Here is a 13984-nt window from a genome sequence, read left to right as displayed (position 1 = left end):
CTCAACCATCTCAAATAGCACATAAAAAAGCAACAGAACCAAATGATCCTGTTGCTCGTATCATATCTTATTCTTTTGTTTTTCGACTGGTATCGCCCATACGGGTTAGTTTCACTTCCCCTAATGCTACCCCACGGGTATGTTGTGTATGGGACCATACTTTATCGTGGCGATTCAAATATCCAAGGAACGTAACTGGTACCCAAGAATAAATGAATAATGGATACAATAGATAATACAACCACACTTTCGGTGGCACTTTAATTTGTGCTAACACAATGAGTGGAAATAAATATTGTCCAATACCGATAATCTGCCATACTTGCACTGGCAAGATTTGGTAGATAATATTTGTATACAACGGCACGATACCATTGATATAAGTCATAATAATATAAAAGGCTGACAGTAACAAGAAGTACGGCTGTGTAATCTGCACAATTCCATCTAGGATTGTCCATTTTCCTTTCTTGATACCTTGTACAAAGAGTTTCGGAATATACCGTTCTCCTGTATCAAAATGCCCTTGCGCCCAACGTTTCCGCTGATTCCAGGACTGCATAAAGGTCAATGGTTTCTCATCATAGACGATGGCATTGTGAGCCCATGTTGTTTTCACCCCATGAATCAACAATTTCAAAGAAAATTCCATATCTTCTGTCAAGCTATTACAAGACCAACCATAGTCGCGGATGATATCTGTACGAATACACATACCTGTACCACCCAAGGCTGTGGAAAGTCCCAAGTTATATTTCGCCAAGTGCCACATATGATTGACCATCCAAAAGGCAATGGCAAAGGTACCAGCTACCCATGTATCGGTTGGATTCTTCGCATTCAAGTACCCTTGAATCACTGGCTCCCCTTTTTCCAAATGACGATTCATTTCATAGAGGAAATGAGGATGCACTAGATTATCCGCATCAAAAATTACGAATGCATCATACTTGCGTTCCATGGCGAATACTTTGTCAAACATCCAGCCCATGGCATATCCTTTACCCACTTCTTCTGTGTTAAAACGTTCATACACTTCAGCACCAGCTTCACGAGCAATCTTAGCGGTGTCATCTTTACAATTATCTGCCACCACAAAGATATCATATAAGTGGCGAGGATAATCTAAGACTTGTAGATTATTCACCAATTGACCTATCACGGCACTTTCATTATGGGCACAGACAATAATAGCAAAGGAATGTTTCGGCGGACATTCTGTTTTATCACTTTTATGCCACATGCCACAGACCATCAACACAAAGTAATACAAGGTATAAAATACGATAATTACCTGTATGGGAATCATAATTAGGTCAAACCAAACGTAATTCATTCTAGTTCCTTCCTATTTACGAATGTTGTTGATGATAGTATTACTAATACCATATACAGCATATAATACAAAAATCAATACCGGCCAGGAACGATAGTCCATCAATAGGCAAAATACACCACAGCCTACGGTAATACCTACGGCAATCGGTTGCACTGGATCGCTACCTTTTCCTTTGAAATCTGGATGATGCACATTGCTAACCATCAAATAACCTACGAATATCATAGCTAACATTAATGCCACATCAGGAATACGGACACCACTTAACACGTAGGTCGCTGCCATACAACCTGCTGCTGGAATCGGTAACCCTTGGAAGTAACCGTGTACTTCTTCTGTCATAATATTAAATCGTGCCAATCTGAAAGCCCCTAGTACAGAGAATACCAACAATGGCACATAGCCTAGCCAACCATAGTGATCTAAGCTCATCATATAGAGCATAAAAGCTGGGGATACACCAAAACCGACAACGTCCGCTAAGGAATCTAGCTCACGACCAAACTCTCCAGATACTCCCAATGCACGAGCAATTCGTCCATCTAAGCCATCGGCTAATAAAGATAGTAGTACACAAATCGCAGCTCCTGTAAAATTCCCTGTTGCAGATAAACTAATCCCTACAACACCACAGGCTAAGTTTGCTGCTGTGCAAAGATTGGGAAATATAGACTTATTCATCTTTCACCCTCCCAATAATCGTTTCTCCACCAACTACATGTTGCCCTTTTGTAACGCAAACCTCTACGTCTAATGGAACAAATAGCTCTGTGCAAGAACCGAATTTAATCATACCATACAAGGTACCTTGCTCCAAGGTATCTCCTACATCTGTCCAAGACACGATACGTCTAGCCAACAATCCCGCAATCTGTGTCACCACAATTTCCATCTTGTCATTTTTAATGCTAATTGTATGACGTTCATTTTCATATCCTACTGAATCTTTATAGGCTGGTAAGAAACGACCTTCTGTATATTGTCGAAATGTAATTTCACCTGCCATTGGCGCCCGATTCACATGGACATCAAACACAGATAAAAAAATCGTTACTTTTTTACATTGTTGATGTAAATATGTGTCCTCAAACACTTCTACTACTTCCATCACTTTTCCATCCGCTGGTGATACTAACACCATTGGATCATGAGGAATACGGCGATTAGGATTTCTGAAAAAATAAGTAAAGAATAATGCCAGTACAAATGGTATAATTCCTAACCACCATGATAGAAAGTAGCCTACCAGTGCTGTCACAACAAGACAAGCACCGATTAAAGGATATCCTTCTTTAACAATCAAACCCATACTAAACCTCTCTTAACTAGTGATGGCTCCAACAAGATACAACTATACTGTATCAATGTTTATGGCGCCATACAGTCCACATAAATTTAGGCAATGCTAACATACGAATGATACGTTTCGGTTGCAATGCCAAGCGATATAACCACTCTAAGCGGTTTTCTTGCATCCATACAGGAGCTCGTTTCAACATGCCCGCTAATACATCGAAAGAACCGCCCACTCCCATGGCGACTACACCATCTAAATGGGCTAACTTTTCTTGAATCCAAAACTCTTGCTTTGGCACACCAAAGGCAACAAACACTAATTGAGCGCCACTACGTTGAATCTCATCAAGAATGTCTACTTCTTCTTCCGCTGTGAAATATCCAGAATGATATCCCACTACCGGTAATTCTCCAAGTTCTGCTGTCATATTTTCGATAGCTTTTTTGACAACTCCCTCAGCTCCACCTAAGCAGTATATCTTAATATTATGTGCTTTAGCTGCCTTCAATAACTGTTGCAATAGGTCACAACCTGTCACTCGTTCTGGAAAACGCTGTCCCTGTTGCTCAGCTGCCCATAAAGCACCTGCTCCATCCGGTACAACAAGATCCGCTTGTTGCAGAACCTCTAACAATCTTTGATCATCCTGTGCCATCATAATCATTTCTGCATTGGCCGTTGCCACCATATGTAATTTGGGTTGTCCCACTAATGAAAGCACTTTATCTACGGCTTCCGTCATCGTTACCACATCAATTGGGACGGATAGCACATGTATTTGATTCTGCACCATTCACCTCATCTACTCTAGTATGTAAACAAGAAGGACAGGACATATGAAAGAGCTTACACCCTATCATAGACCTATCCTTCTGGTAGGTAATTTTCCTAATTATTTCTTTTCGCAGCGCATAACGCCAGCTTCCATATAGTTGTCAGCTTTCATGTCCACGAAAATTACTTTTACCGCTTCTGCAGGTACTTTTACAGTTTCTACAGTTGCTTTTGTAATCGCTTCGCCAAGAGCTTTCTTTTGTTCAAAAGTACGACCTTCAACAAGTTCTACATGAATAATAGGCATGAGTCTTTCCTCCCTCACCACTAGGTATCCATAGCACTGTGCTACAGATAAAATCTCACCTTATTGTATCATAGATGACCCTTACTAAACAACATGTAGTAGGTAAGATTAACTATACAAAATACGCATATACTGTGGTCCAAAGCGTGCTTCCATTTGATGACGCAAAGTCGATTGTACTTCATCAAATCCGTGGGATTGTAAATACATTTTAGCATCCTCTCTAGCTTCCACAAGAATCGGAATATCTTTGATGATGTTCGCCACTTTCAAATCTGGCAATCCCGACTGAGCCAAGCCAAATAATTCCCCTGTGCCACGAATGAGCAAGTCTTGTTCTGCCAGTTCAAATCCGTCTTGCGTTTGTTCCATCAGTGAAAGTCGAGTTTTACTATCAGGGTTTTTACTATCACTAATCAGAATACAATAGGCCTGTGCCGATCCACGACCTACACGACCTCGCAATTGATGCAACTGGGATAAACCAAACCTCTCCGCATTATGGATACACATAATCGTCGCATTCGGCACATTCACACCTACTTCAATCACCGTTGTGGATACTAACAAATGAATCTCTCGACGATAGAACGCATCCATAATGTCTTCTTTTTCCTTTGGACGCATGCGACCATGCACCAAACCTACACGATAGTGTGGCTCAAAGTATTCTTTATATTCGTAATAAATCTGTTCCGCAGCTTGCAAATCCATTTTTTCAGACTCTTCCACTAATGGGCACACTGCATAAACCTGACGACCCACTTGCATTTCTTTTTCAAAAAAATGTAGTAACCGCTCTTTGTAGGACGAATCTACTGCATAGGTCTTCACTGGTTTACGGCCTGGGGGCATTTCCTTAATCAAAGAAACTTCCAAATCTCCATAAATGGATAAGGTCATCGTCCGTGGTATCGGCGTCGCCGTCATGATTAACACATGAGGGTGATCTCCTTTTCGTTGTAATTTCGCCCGCTGCTCTACACCAAATCGATGTTGTTCATCCACTACAATCAACCCTAATTGATGAAATATCACTTTGTCTTGAATCAATGCATGAGTCCCTACCAAGACATCGATATCTCCTCGTTCTAACACATCATAGAGGTCTTGTTTTTTCTTCGTTGAACCCGTCAACAATGCCATTCGTATTGGTGCATCTTGAAAGAGCTCCTGAAAACTTTCAAAATGTTGTGTGGCCAAAATTTCTGTAGGCGCCATAATGGCCCCTTGAAATCCATTTTCTACTGCTTTAGCTAACGCCAAAGCGGCTACCACCGTTTTACCAGAACCTACATCACCTTGCACTAACCGCTGCATAGCTTGGGGCTGTTCCATATCCTTAGTAATCTCTCCTAATGCTTTCTCTTGATCCCCAGTCAAAGTAAATGGTAAACCTTTTCTAATTCGCTCCACTAAAGATCCATTTTTAGTCATAGGGAATCCCCCTTGCCCCTGTTCATGGGCACGAAGGAGCAATAGCCCCATTTGCATAATCCATAGTTCTTCATAAGCTAATTGTTTGCGTGCCTCTTGGTAGCGTTCCCAAGATGTAGGAAAATGCATCTCCCGAAAGGCATCATAACGGCTCATGGTAAACTTATTCCCCATCACATCTTGAGGGACCACATCTTCTAAAGTGCCATTATGGTCAAACCAGTTTTTTATGGCCAATCTGATCCCCCATTGTTTCATACCTTCCGTCAAACCATAGACTGGCACAATACCACGCTCTATCACTTGCCCAGCTTCTATCATTTCCACTTGTGGTGTATTCATCTGGTAACTACCATAGGCATGCTCTAGCTTTCCATAGGCATAAATACGTTGACCTGGTTTATAAAAGTTTTTCTTATAGGCTTGGTTAAAAAAGGTCAAGTTTAATTGACGTATCCCATCAGATAGAGTAACCGTTAGAATATGCATACGCGGTCTCGGTCGTTTTTCACTGACCCGTACTACATGGCCCATCACCCCTACCATCTCTCCTATAGGAGCTTCACAGATTGTATACACTTGCCGTCTATCTTCAAAAGTGCGTGGAAAATAATGCAACAAACCTGTTACCGTATAGATTCCTAATTTATTCAATTGTTTCACTCGTTGCGGTCCCACACTCTTTATGGATTGCAATTGTTCGTTCATATTCTATCCGTACTCTTTCCTATTTCATTCTTTATGAAAGTATTTCCTACTCTACCAATACTGAAATCGTGTGACATAACTTATTCATATCAGCTGAGCAAGACATGAGAAGCACTATACATTTGCCATATGTCGAATATTTATCAACTGGTCAGGACATGACAACCGCTATAGTATACATATGCTACATGATTAATTTATAACAGCTAGTCAAGATATAAGAAACGTCATACTCCAAGTACATACTAAACACTATAAGTACATACAAATACACTGCTATGAGCAATATCTCTGTATCTATCTATGTATGCAACTATGGTACACTGTCATACATAGTAGACATTTAATATCCTATATTATACCATAGAGAAGCTATACAATATGAACCCCACCTAAAAATGGGCGCAAAAAAAGAAGACCACTTTGTTAAAGAGTTACGTGAGTTAGGTTATGTAACAAAGTGATCTCCTATGTTTTAAATTATACATCTTGTTTAAAATAAACGCAAGTTATACTTTCACAAAATTTGACAGATTTTACTATTTTAGTATATAGTTAATAGGCTAGTATAATCTTATCTAAAAGGAACAAATGCACTTGCATTACTACCTCTTTTATGATAAAATACATATGCTATATTAGTAGTAAACACTTTGGAGGTGGAAACAAATGGCAAACCTTTGCGAAGTATGTGGTAAATCCACTACTACGGGTATGAATGTTTCTCATTCCCATATCCGTTCCAAACGAACTTGGAAACCAAACATCCAAAGAGTACGAGCAATTGTAGACGGCGAAACTAAACGAGTTAACGTTTGCACACGCTGCCTTCGTTCTGATAAAATTACACGCGCGTAAGATTTTGAAGGTACATGTACTCAAAAAAGAGGCTATCAGTTAGGAAGAATTTTCTTCAGTACTGATAGCCTCTTTTGCTATGTTTAACTTTATTATAGTACTGTATACTTAGACCCACAAAACTCAGGGTTCATTATACCCTAATAATAGTTCATCGTGTGTTATAAATTGCATCGACTCAGATTTAGCTTGACTTATCATAATCTTATCAAATGGATCATGATGTGCTTTTGACGATTCCATTCTAGTTAAAGTCCTAATCATAAAAATATTTTCTGGAGATAACGATAATAATCGTAATCCCGACTGCTTAGCTAGTTTATAAATTATTTCTGCATCATAAGGGAATGTTTCTGGATACTTATTATGCTTAATCGCAATTTCCCAAAGAGAAATAACACTAAAATATGTATGGGTATCTTGCCCTCTTAAAATATCTTTACAAGTATTTGAAATCTTTTTATCATCAAATAAAAGCCATAATAAAATATGTGTATCTAATAGAATATTCATATGTACTCCTTAAATACTTCTTGAATTGCGTCATCGCATTCATGAATATCATCTGGAACTTTAAACAATCCGTTTCCTAATCCAAACTGTATCGGTTGTGGTACATCTTTTATTAGTTTTATTTCTGCTACTGTATCCTCATCTTGTAAAAAAATAGAATCTGCCGCTCCATCGGTTAGCAATTTTACAAGGGCTTTTAGCTCTTCATTTTTACTTATATTTATAGTACACATTTTATCACCTCCTCATTTTCACATGTATCTTATTTTCATTATACGCCTAACTCTACAAAAAAGTAAGTAAAACCACTAGTTTCCTAGTTCACATAAGAAACTTTCCCCCACAAATGATTCTTTAACTCCAAAGTTTTCCAATATAGTTTGTCCAATATCTGCAAAGCTCCTTCTATCCCCTAGATCAATGGGGCCTATAAAAGCTGGTGAATACGCCAAAAGGGGCACGAGTTCCCGTGTATGGTCTGTTCCCTTCCAAGTCGGATCGTTACCATGGTCTGCCGTAATCAGTAGCAAATCATCTTTGGTCAATAATTCCAGCAATCCCCCTAGTTGATAGTCAAACATTTCTAGCTCACGGCCATAGCCTTGTACATCACGACGATGTCCATACAAGCTATCGAATTCTACTAGATTGACCATCATATAGCCATGAGTAAATCTACCTTCTGACGTAGTATCAGATCTATCATGCATACTATGTATACTATCTGCACTATGCCCCAACAAAGCAGCTACTAGGTTCATGCCATGAGCATTAGATTTTGTTGAATAGGATTGATCCAAACCGATATGAGCGTAAATATCCCCAATCTTTCCTACTCCGATAGTCGTCACTTTCGCATCTTGTAAGGCTTGCAACACAAAACGTCCTTCTGGTAATCGACTATAATCATGACGATTTGAGGTGCGCACAAAATGACCTGGCTCCCCCACAAAGGGACGAGCAATGATACGCCCTACATAATACTCCCCTATACAAACACGTTCCCGAGTAATTTGACACATCTTGTATAGGTCCTCTAAAGGAATAATACTTTCATGAGCGGCAATTTGAAATACCGAATCAGCAGACGTATACACAATTGGTTTCCCCGTTCTCATATGCTCTTCCCCAAGGCGCTCAATGATTTCTGTCCCCGATGCCGCTTCATTGCCTAGAAATCCATAGCCAGTTTCCTTCGTAAAAGTATCCATCAACTCCTGTGGAAACCCATCATAAAAGGTTGGGAAAGGAACTTTCACAGGATGTCCCATCATCTCCCAATGACCACTGGTCGTATCTTTACCTGTACTCTGCTCATGCATGCGACCAAAGGCACCCACCACTGTATCTTGTTGCGGTGTGATATCTGCGATCTTACCGATGCCTAATTTTCGTAAATTCGGAATTTGTAAAGGCCCTACCGCCTCTTCAATATGGCCCAATGTATTGGCACCCATGTCCCCAAAGCGTTCCGCATCGGGACTATGACCAATCCCTACACTATCTGTAACAATCGTAATAATTCGTTTAAACATAGAGACCTCCTCTCTATCGCCGTTCATATACAATCTATGCCTAGGAAGTTACACTCCTAGGCATTCTTTCACTATTTCAAATACGGCATAGCTAATAACAACGCGGACAAAGATTTACTATCTTTGATTTTTTCTTCCTTAATGCGTTGTAGCAATTCGTCGAACGTATAGCGCTCCACTTCCACATATTCATCTTCATCCCAATGGATTTCCCCTTTGGAAAGCCCTTTTGCTACATACAAATGAATAACTTCATTGCAAAATCCAGGAGACGTTGCAATAGTACCTAGACTAATCCATTCCGATGCAATGATACCAGTTTCTTCTTCTAACTCACGTTTAGCGCATACTAAAGGATCTTCCCCAGCATCTAATTTACCCGCAGGAATTTCCAATAAATAATCATTCAAAGCATAGCGGAACTGCTTTTCCATAATGATACGATTGTCTTCATCAATGGCTACCACAGCACTAGCTCCTGGGTGATGCACCACCTCGCGCCACGCTTCCTTACCGTTGACATCGGCAATATCATAGGTTACTTTAATCAATTTACCATCGAATTTTATTTCAGATGAAAGTTTACGTTCTTGCATGGGTCCTCCTTAATTTATAATAATAGGTTCTGTTTGATTATGAAAAATAATAGTTCCTTTATTACTCCATCGTACACTCATCTGCCATACCACATCTTTATCTATCGTAGTTACATATCCGTTTTTGCTGTATTCATTTTTAAATTCTCTTTCTACTATTTGTAGAGTATACTGTAGCTCTAATAAAACTGCAAATTCATGTTTACAATGTCCATCACAATAACAACTACATGAGATATCTTCTATGATTCCATTGTTATATTCAAACTCAACCTCATAGTACTCTGATCCACTTACAATAGCATATCCATATCTATCATCGATACACACATATACAACTCGTTGTTCTTTGTAGTATTGTAATCCTCTTTCTAATCGAGCATGCTCTATAGGAACCTGAGTTAGATCATCCAGTGGAAATGGATCCGGTCTATATGTAGAAATATATGGTTCTTCACCTTGGGGAGGAAAAAACCATTGACTGATTTTTTCTTTACCTAAACTTTTGCGGTCAAAACTCAATAACAGTCGATTGAAGATTTTAAACTCCCCTTGTAATTGGGTATCGATCTTAGCAATGACTCGTTCATATTTTGAAGGTCTTACTTTAAATTGATGACGTACATCTACAACTATACCTAACATATCCTTCATTTTACCAGAAACATAGACATGATCTCCCTCATGAAGAACTATATCTAGAACGCATCATCTTTTGCCACAAAATATACCTGAACTAATGTGATATTTTGGTGAGACAACATTGATTTGGAATTTACTAACTCTTTTCTATCAGTTATTTCAGTCTCAGGAAGTTCTATATCCTTTAGGTCCATATGATGTCCTTTCTCCAAACGTCAATAAAATAAATTATATTATTGATTTTAAAACACCATTACTTAAATCGTTGATATTATATAAGTTAGGCAATATCTCAAATGTTTCCCGTAAGTTATTTTTAGCTTTATGCCAACCTTTTCCATCGGTAAACCACATAAACTCTACATTAGGAATATTCTTAGTTTCTTCTGTAATCATTTTGTACGATCTTGCTGTTTCGTTTAACTTAGACCCGCCTGTAGCATAAAAGTTAACTTCAATTAAATATATTGTTGTATTACATTTAATTACATAATCAAATCGTTTTTGAGTAGTACCTTCATTGGTGATAGCAGATAAGTCGACATTAAAGCGTTCTTCAATTTCATTTTGATAGATTTCTTTAAATATGGTTTCTCCCATGACATATCCTTCCTGCTCTAGGTATTGTTGAACAATAGCTTCCATGGAATGACCTGTTCTATTTTTACGCCCATTCGTATCCATACCTACTTCTACACCAGTTACATAGTCCAATAGACTTGCAACTAAATGATGCTCTAATAAATCATATATCCCAGTTTTCTCCATAAATAAGGAATATTCTTCAGGGCTATAATCATGTTTTTTGAAGTCAAAATAGAAATCTTTTTCTGGGTCTTTTACAACAACGATGTCTTTAAGGCGTTTAGCAATAATAATAGGTACGGCACGCAATACTTCTGGATACTCATTATATAACTTTAAAAAATCTTGTTTGATATTCTTACTTCCTATTAAGCTATTTAAAAGGCATAATGGAATTTTAATATCATTGACATTTTCATACACCTTTTCAAAGTCCGTATAATATGTCCAACTTGCTACTGAATCCGTCATGGTATTTAACCATTCATCAAAGTTTCTTAAGACCACGTTTTCTCTCCTTCATGCTCAATTCTTCTTATCGCTATATCTAAATACTCTTTTTCTGCATCTATTCCAATGAATCGACGACCTAAACGCTTTGCTACCACTCCAGTAGTACCACTGCCCACAAAAGGGTCTAAAATATAGTCCCCCTCTTTTGTGCTCGCCAAAATGATTCTTTCCAATAAATACTCTGGTTTTTGCGTTGGATGTTTTCCTGCCCATTTTTCAGCTAGTTTTGTCAATGGCCCTGTCCATACATCTTTCATTTGTTTACCTGAATTAATTGACTTCATCAGCTCATAATTATAGTAATGTCTTGCTCTTTTATCGTTTTTACGTGCCCATAATAAAGTTTCAGTAGAATGTGTAAAATATCGACAAGATAGGTTAGGAGCTGGATTTGTTTTTTGCCAAGTAATGTTATTTAAGATTTTATAACCTTCTTGTTCTAATGCCATGCCTACAGAATAAATATTATGATAAGTACCTGAAATCCATATTGTAGCATTAGGTTTTAAGATTCTTCTACACATTCTAATCCAAGTACGATTAAAATGATGCTTATCTTCTAAAGAATTTATTTTATCCCAATCACCTTTATTAACTGATACAACATGTCCACCAGAATTTGAAATACCATCATTACTTAAAAAATATGGTGGATCCGCAAAAATCATATCGATACTATTATCTTTCATTTTTTCTAAAAAAGAAAATGTGTTTTCACAAATTAAAATAGAGCTTTCTTTATGATAATACGGTGTTATCATATTTTCCTCCTTGAATATATCATGGTTCATAATTTGTTACTAAAATCTCCTTTATCTTTCCTCGACTCTTTTGTGTTGCTCCATTAGTTCTCACTACATCAATTAAGTGTACATTAAAATCAGCATATAGCTCTTGTGTTAGCTCACTTGCAGAGTTTGAAAGCATAACATAAGCGCCTCTATGAGTTAATTCTTTTACCGTATCTCTTAATCTAACTTGGTCTTCATAAGAAAAACCCTCATGTGTATATGATGTAAATGAGCTTGTTTCATTTAATGGAATATATGGAGGGTCAAAATACACAAAATCGTCTTCTTTTACTAATTCTACGGCTTTATAGAAATCTCCTTTAAGAATAGTAATATTATTTTTATTTAAATATGAGCTTATATTATAAATCAGTTCTTCATCAACAATTTTAGGGTTTTTATAACTTCCATACGGTACATTAAATTGGTTTTTGCCATTAACACGATATAATCCATTAAAGTCAACTCTAAGCATATACATAATCCTTGCAGCTCGCTCTACATCACTTAAATTAGCATATGAGCTATCTCTGTCCCAGGATCTAACTTCTAAATAATAATCTTTGCTGTTATTATCTCTATGTTCAGATAATAACGCAATTAACTCTTTAGGATTATTTTTTATCACTTGATAGCAATTAATTAACTCTGTATTAAAATCGTTGATAATAGCACTAGATGGTTGCAACTCAAATAGAACAGCTCCACCACCAATAAATGGCTCAAAATAAGTATTAAATTGTTTTGGTATTTTTTCTAATATGACTGGTAAAAGCTGGCGCTTACCACCAGTCCATTTAGTGAAGGGTTTTAAATTCATAATGTATGTTTAGTCCTATAAATTAACCTAATAAAAAAGTTAACCATAAAAGTGATGGCAAAATTGTCTACAAAATATAGATATAAATATTCAGACAATATATGTAATTTAATTAAAAGCCTCTTTTCTTACATAATTCATCAATCGTTTTATAGTTCATACCTCTCATAAAATTAGCTGATTTATAAACTGATTCATCATCGATTAATAATGTATATACGCCTAATCTTTTAATTCTTTTTCCAAGTTTTGTAAATTTTTTATTTTCTTCTGCTATCATACCCATATATAAGATACAAAATATAATCTCTATATCAATGCAATTATCACCATAGACTGAAGAAAGCTTGTTTATACTCTCAAATACCTCAGGATCCGTTTCTTTACCTGTAATCTCATAGAATGAAACAAAATCTTTATAAATTTGCTCCGCACCATATTTTTTTGAAAACTCTTTTAATAAAGTAAAATAATCTGTATCTCGAGGCGCTGAACGATTCCCTTCTGCATCTGTAAGATATACACACCAATTATCAAAGCTTCCTTGATCAAACTCCAAGTATACTCCATTTTTAAACTTTATCACTTTATATCCCATAAAATTCTCCGATAATTTCTTTTTATAATATAATATCTTTTATTATAGCATAATATATTTATATACAATTCATTGTTTTGTATATACTTTTGATGATATAATTTTATCATTTGCACCTTCCTATTTGCTCCTGGCTGTGGGTTTTATACGCCACTTCTGGGCTTTAAAACCTTACAGCATTTCTTTTATCCGTTATCCTTTTGTTCCTGACTGTGGATTTTATTCGCCCTTTTAGGGCTTCAAAATCTTACGCTAGGAACTAAGCGATGCTCTATGATTTATGCGTCGCTTCTTCTTTTTTTACCTTTTTGCATTTTCCTTTTCCTACTTTGTTCCTAGCTGTGGGTTTTGTGCGCCCCTTTTGGGCTTCAAAATCTTACGCTAGGAACTAAGCGATGCTCTATGATTTATGCGTCGCTACGCTCCTTTAAATCATGAGCCCTGCTTATCCCAGGCCTTATCATATATAACTTAGTTACTACTTGATTAATCTGTCTGGAAACGGTCAGACCAAAATAATATATTAAATGAGAAAATAAAAAAGACGCCTTTCGGCGTCTTCTTTATTTTCTTAATCAGCGACTTCCTATCCTTCCAGGCCGTTTCCAGCCAAGTACTTTCGGCGTTTACGAGCTTAACTACTGTGTTCGGGATGGGAACAGGTGGTTCCT

16 protein-coding genes and 1 rRNA gene are annotated in these 13984 nt (G+C 37.2%); 1 reads left to right on the top strand and 16 read right to left on the bottom strand.

The features are described 5' to 3' along the window. Positions 1-67 precede the first annotated feature (67 nt). The 6 genes from EO121_RS00930 to recG form a co-directional block, all read right to left on the bottom strand. Positions 68-1336, bottom strand: a complete 1269-nt coding sequence (locus EO121_RS00930) for a glycosyltransferase family 2 protein (protein ID WP_127161407.1) — start codon at positions 1334-1336, stop codon at positions 68-70. Between the two features lie 12 nt (positions 1337-1348). Further along, entirely contained in the window at positions 1349-2020 is a 672-nt protein-coding gene (pssA, locus tag EO121_RS00925) for a CDP-diacylglycerol--serine O-phosphatidyltransferase (protein ID WP_127165390.1), read from the bottom strand. Beyond that, positions 2013-2648 carry a phosphatidylserine decarboxylase family protein gene (locus tag EO121_RS00920; RefSeq protein ID WP_127165388.1) on the bottom strand — a complete coding sequence of 212 codons (636 nt, stop codon included), beginning with the start codon at positions 2646-2648 and terminating at the stop codon, positions 2013-2015. The genes pssA and EO121_RS00920 overlap by 8 nt, the downstream gene beginning before the upstream one ends. A 52-nt stretch (positions 2649-2700) precedes the next feature. Further along, positions 2701-3426, bottom strand: a complete 726-nt coding sequence (locus EO121_RS00915) for a WecB/TagA/CpsF family glycosyltransferase (protein WP_127165581.1) — start codon at positions 3424-3426, stop codon at positions 2701-2703. A gap of 102 nt (positions 3427-3528) precedes the next feature. Then, the gene (locus tag EO121_RS00910) at positions 3529-3717 is read right to left on the bottom strand and encodes a 4-oxalocrotonate tautomerase (RefSeq protein WP_009353866.1); all 189 of its coding nucleotides are present in this window, start codon (positions 3715-3717) and stop codon (positions 3529-3531) included. A 108-nt stretch (positions 3718-3825) separates the two neighbouring features. Then, positions 3826-5862, bottom strand: coding sequence for an ATP-dependent DNA helicase RecG (gene recG, locus EO121_RS00905; RefSeq protein WP_127165386.1), 2037 nt, complete (start codon positions 5860-5862; stop codon positions 3826-3828). 669 nt (positions 5863-6531) lie between these two features. Here recG and rpmB point away from each other — a divergent pair. Beyond that, positions 6532-6720, top strand: a complete 189-nt coding sequence (gene rpmB, locus EO121_RS00900) for a 50S ribosomal protein L28 (protein ID WP_038144954.1) — start codon at positions 6532-6534, stop codon at positions 6718-6720. 123 nt (positions 6721-6843) lie between these two features. Here rpmB and EO121_RS00895 read toward each other — a convergent pair whose 3' ends face one another. The 10 genes from EO121_RS00895 to rrf all read right to left on the bottom strand — a co-directional run. Continuing rightward, positions 6844-7233: a type II toxin-antitoxin system VapC family toxin gene (locus EO121_RS00895; protein WP_127165384.1), complete on the bottom strand. Its 390-nt coding sequence runs from the start codon at positions 7231-7233 to the stop codon at positions 6844-6846. Beyond that, complete coding sequence (locus tag EO121_RS00890) at positions 7230-7466, bottom strand: hypothetical protein (protein WP_127165382.1); 237 nt, start codon at positions 7464-7466, stop codon at positions 7230-7232. Before EO121_RS00890 ends, EO121_RS00895 begins: the two co-directional genes overlap by 4 nt. 75 nt (positions 7467-7541) lie before the next feature. Then, entirely contained in the window at positions 7542-8768 is a 1227-nt protein-coding gene (locus tag EO121_RS00885) for a phosphopentomutase (RefSeq protein ID WP_127165380.1), read from the bottom strand. A gap of 71 nt (positions 8769-8839) precedes the next feature. After that, positions 8840-9364 (bottom strand): NUDIX domain-containing protein, encoded by a 525-nt coding sequence (locus EO121_RS00880; protein ID WP_127165379.1) that lies wholly within the window; start codon positions 9362-9364, stop codon positions 8840-8842. A gap of 9 nt (positions 9365-9373) precedes the next feature. Then, on the bottom strand, positions 9374-10018 hold the full coding sequence (locus EO121_RS00875) for an SWIM zinc finger domain-containing protein (protein WP_164725820.1): 645 nt from the start codon (positions 10016-10018) through the stop codon (positions 9374-9376). 216 nt (positions 10019-10234) lie between these two features. Further along, positions 10235-11098 (bottom strand): type II restriction endonuclease, encoded by an 864-nt coding sequence (locus EO121_RS00870; protein WP_127165375.1) that lies wholly within the window; start codon positions 11096-11098, stop codon positions 10235-10237. Beyond that, on the bottom strand, positions 11089-11865 hold the full coding sequence (locus EO121_RS00865; protein WP_164725819.1) for a site-specific DNA-methyltransferase: 777 nt from the start codon (positions 11863-11865) through the stop codon (positions 11089-11091). The genes EO121_RS00870 and EO121_RS00865 overlap by 10 nt, the downstream gene beginning before the upstream one ends. Positions 11866-11884: 19 nt before the next feature. Next, entirely contained in the window at positions 11885-12715 is an 831-nt protein-coding gene (locus tag EO121_RS00860; RefSeq protein ID WP_127165371.1) for a DNA adenine methylase, read from the bottom strand. A gap of 112 nt (positions 12716-12827) precedes the next feature. Continuing rightward, positions 12828-13313: a hypothetical protein gene (locus EO121_RS00855; protein WP_127165369.1), complete on the bottom strand. Its 486-nt coding sequence runs from the start codon at positions 13311-13313 to the stop codon at positions 12828-12830. Between the two features lie 573 nt (positions 13314-13886). Further along, positions 13887-13984, bottom strand: a 5S ribosomal RNA gene (gene rrf, locus EO121_RS00850); the annotation flags it as partial.

The sequence above is a fragment of the Veillonella sp. CHU732 genome (assembly GCF_003992085.1).
In the GTDB taxonomy this organism is placed as follows: domain Bacteria; phylum Bacillota; class Negativicutes; order Veillonellales; family Veillonellaceae; genus F0422.
The sequence above is the reverse complement of the archived record's forward strand: the minus strand, read 5'-3'. Positions and strand labels throughout refer to the sequence as shown.

Excerpts from the sequence above, each read along its gene's own strand:
- EO121_RS00930 (WP_127161407.1), bottom strand. The coding sequence starts at position 1,336 with ATGAATTACGTTTGGTTTGACCTAATTATGATTCCCATACAGGTAATT.
- pssA (WP_127165390.1), bottom strand. The coding sequence starts at position 2,020 with ATGAATAAGTCTATATTTCCCAATCTTTGCACAGCAGCAAACTTAGCC.
- EO121_RS00920 (WP_127165388.1), bottom strand. The coding sequence starts at position 2,648 with ATGGGTTTGATTGTTAAAGAAGGATATCCTTTAATCGGTGCTTGTCTT.
- EO121_RS00910 (WP_009353866.1), bottom strand. The coding sequence starts at position 3,717 with ATGCCTATTATTCATGTAGAACTTGTTGAAGGTCGTACTTTTGAACAA.
- recG (WP_127165386.1), bottom strand. The coding sequence starts at position 5,862 with ATGAACGAACAATTGCAATCCATAAAGAGTGTGGGACCGCAACGAGTG.
- rpmB (WP_038144954.1), top strand. The coding sequence starts at position 6,532 with ATGGCAAACCTTTGCGAAGTATGTGGTAAATCCACTACTACGGGTATG.
- EO121_RS00895 (WP_127165384.1), bottom strand. The coding sequence starts at position 7,233 with ATGAATATTCTATTAGATACACATATTTTATTATGGCTTTTATTTGAT.
- EO121_RS00890 (WP_127165382.1), bottom strand. The coding sequence starts at position 7,466 with ATGTGTACTATAAATATAAGTAAAAATGAAGAGCTAAAAGCCCTTGTA.
- EO121_RS00885 (WP_127165380.1), bottom strand. The coding sequence starts at position 8,768 with ATGTTTAAACGAATTATTACGATTGTTACAGATAGTGTAGGGATTGGT.
- EO121_RS00880 (WP_127165379.1), bottom strand. The coding sequence starts at position 9,364 with ATGCAAGAACGTAAACTTTCATCTGAAATAAAATTCGATGGTAAATTG.
- EO121_RS00875 (WP_164725820.1), bottom strand. The coding sequence starts at position 10,018 with ATGAAGGATATGTTAGGTATAGTTGTAGATGTACGTCATCAATTTAAA.
- EO121_RS00865 (WP_164725819.1), bottom strand. The coding sequence starts at position 11,865 with ATGATAACACCGTATTATCATAAAGAAAGCTCTATTTTAATTTGTGAA.
- EO121_RS00860 (WP_127165371.1), bottom strand. The coding sequence starts at position 12,715 with ATGAATTTAAAACCCTTCACTAAATGGACTGGTGGTAAGCGCCAGCTT.
- EO121_RS00855 (WP_127165369.1), bottom strand. The coding sequence starts at position 13,313 with ATGGGATATAAAGTGATAAAGTTTAAAAATGGAGTATACTTGGAGTTT.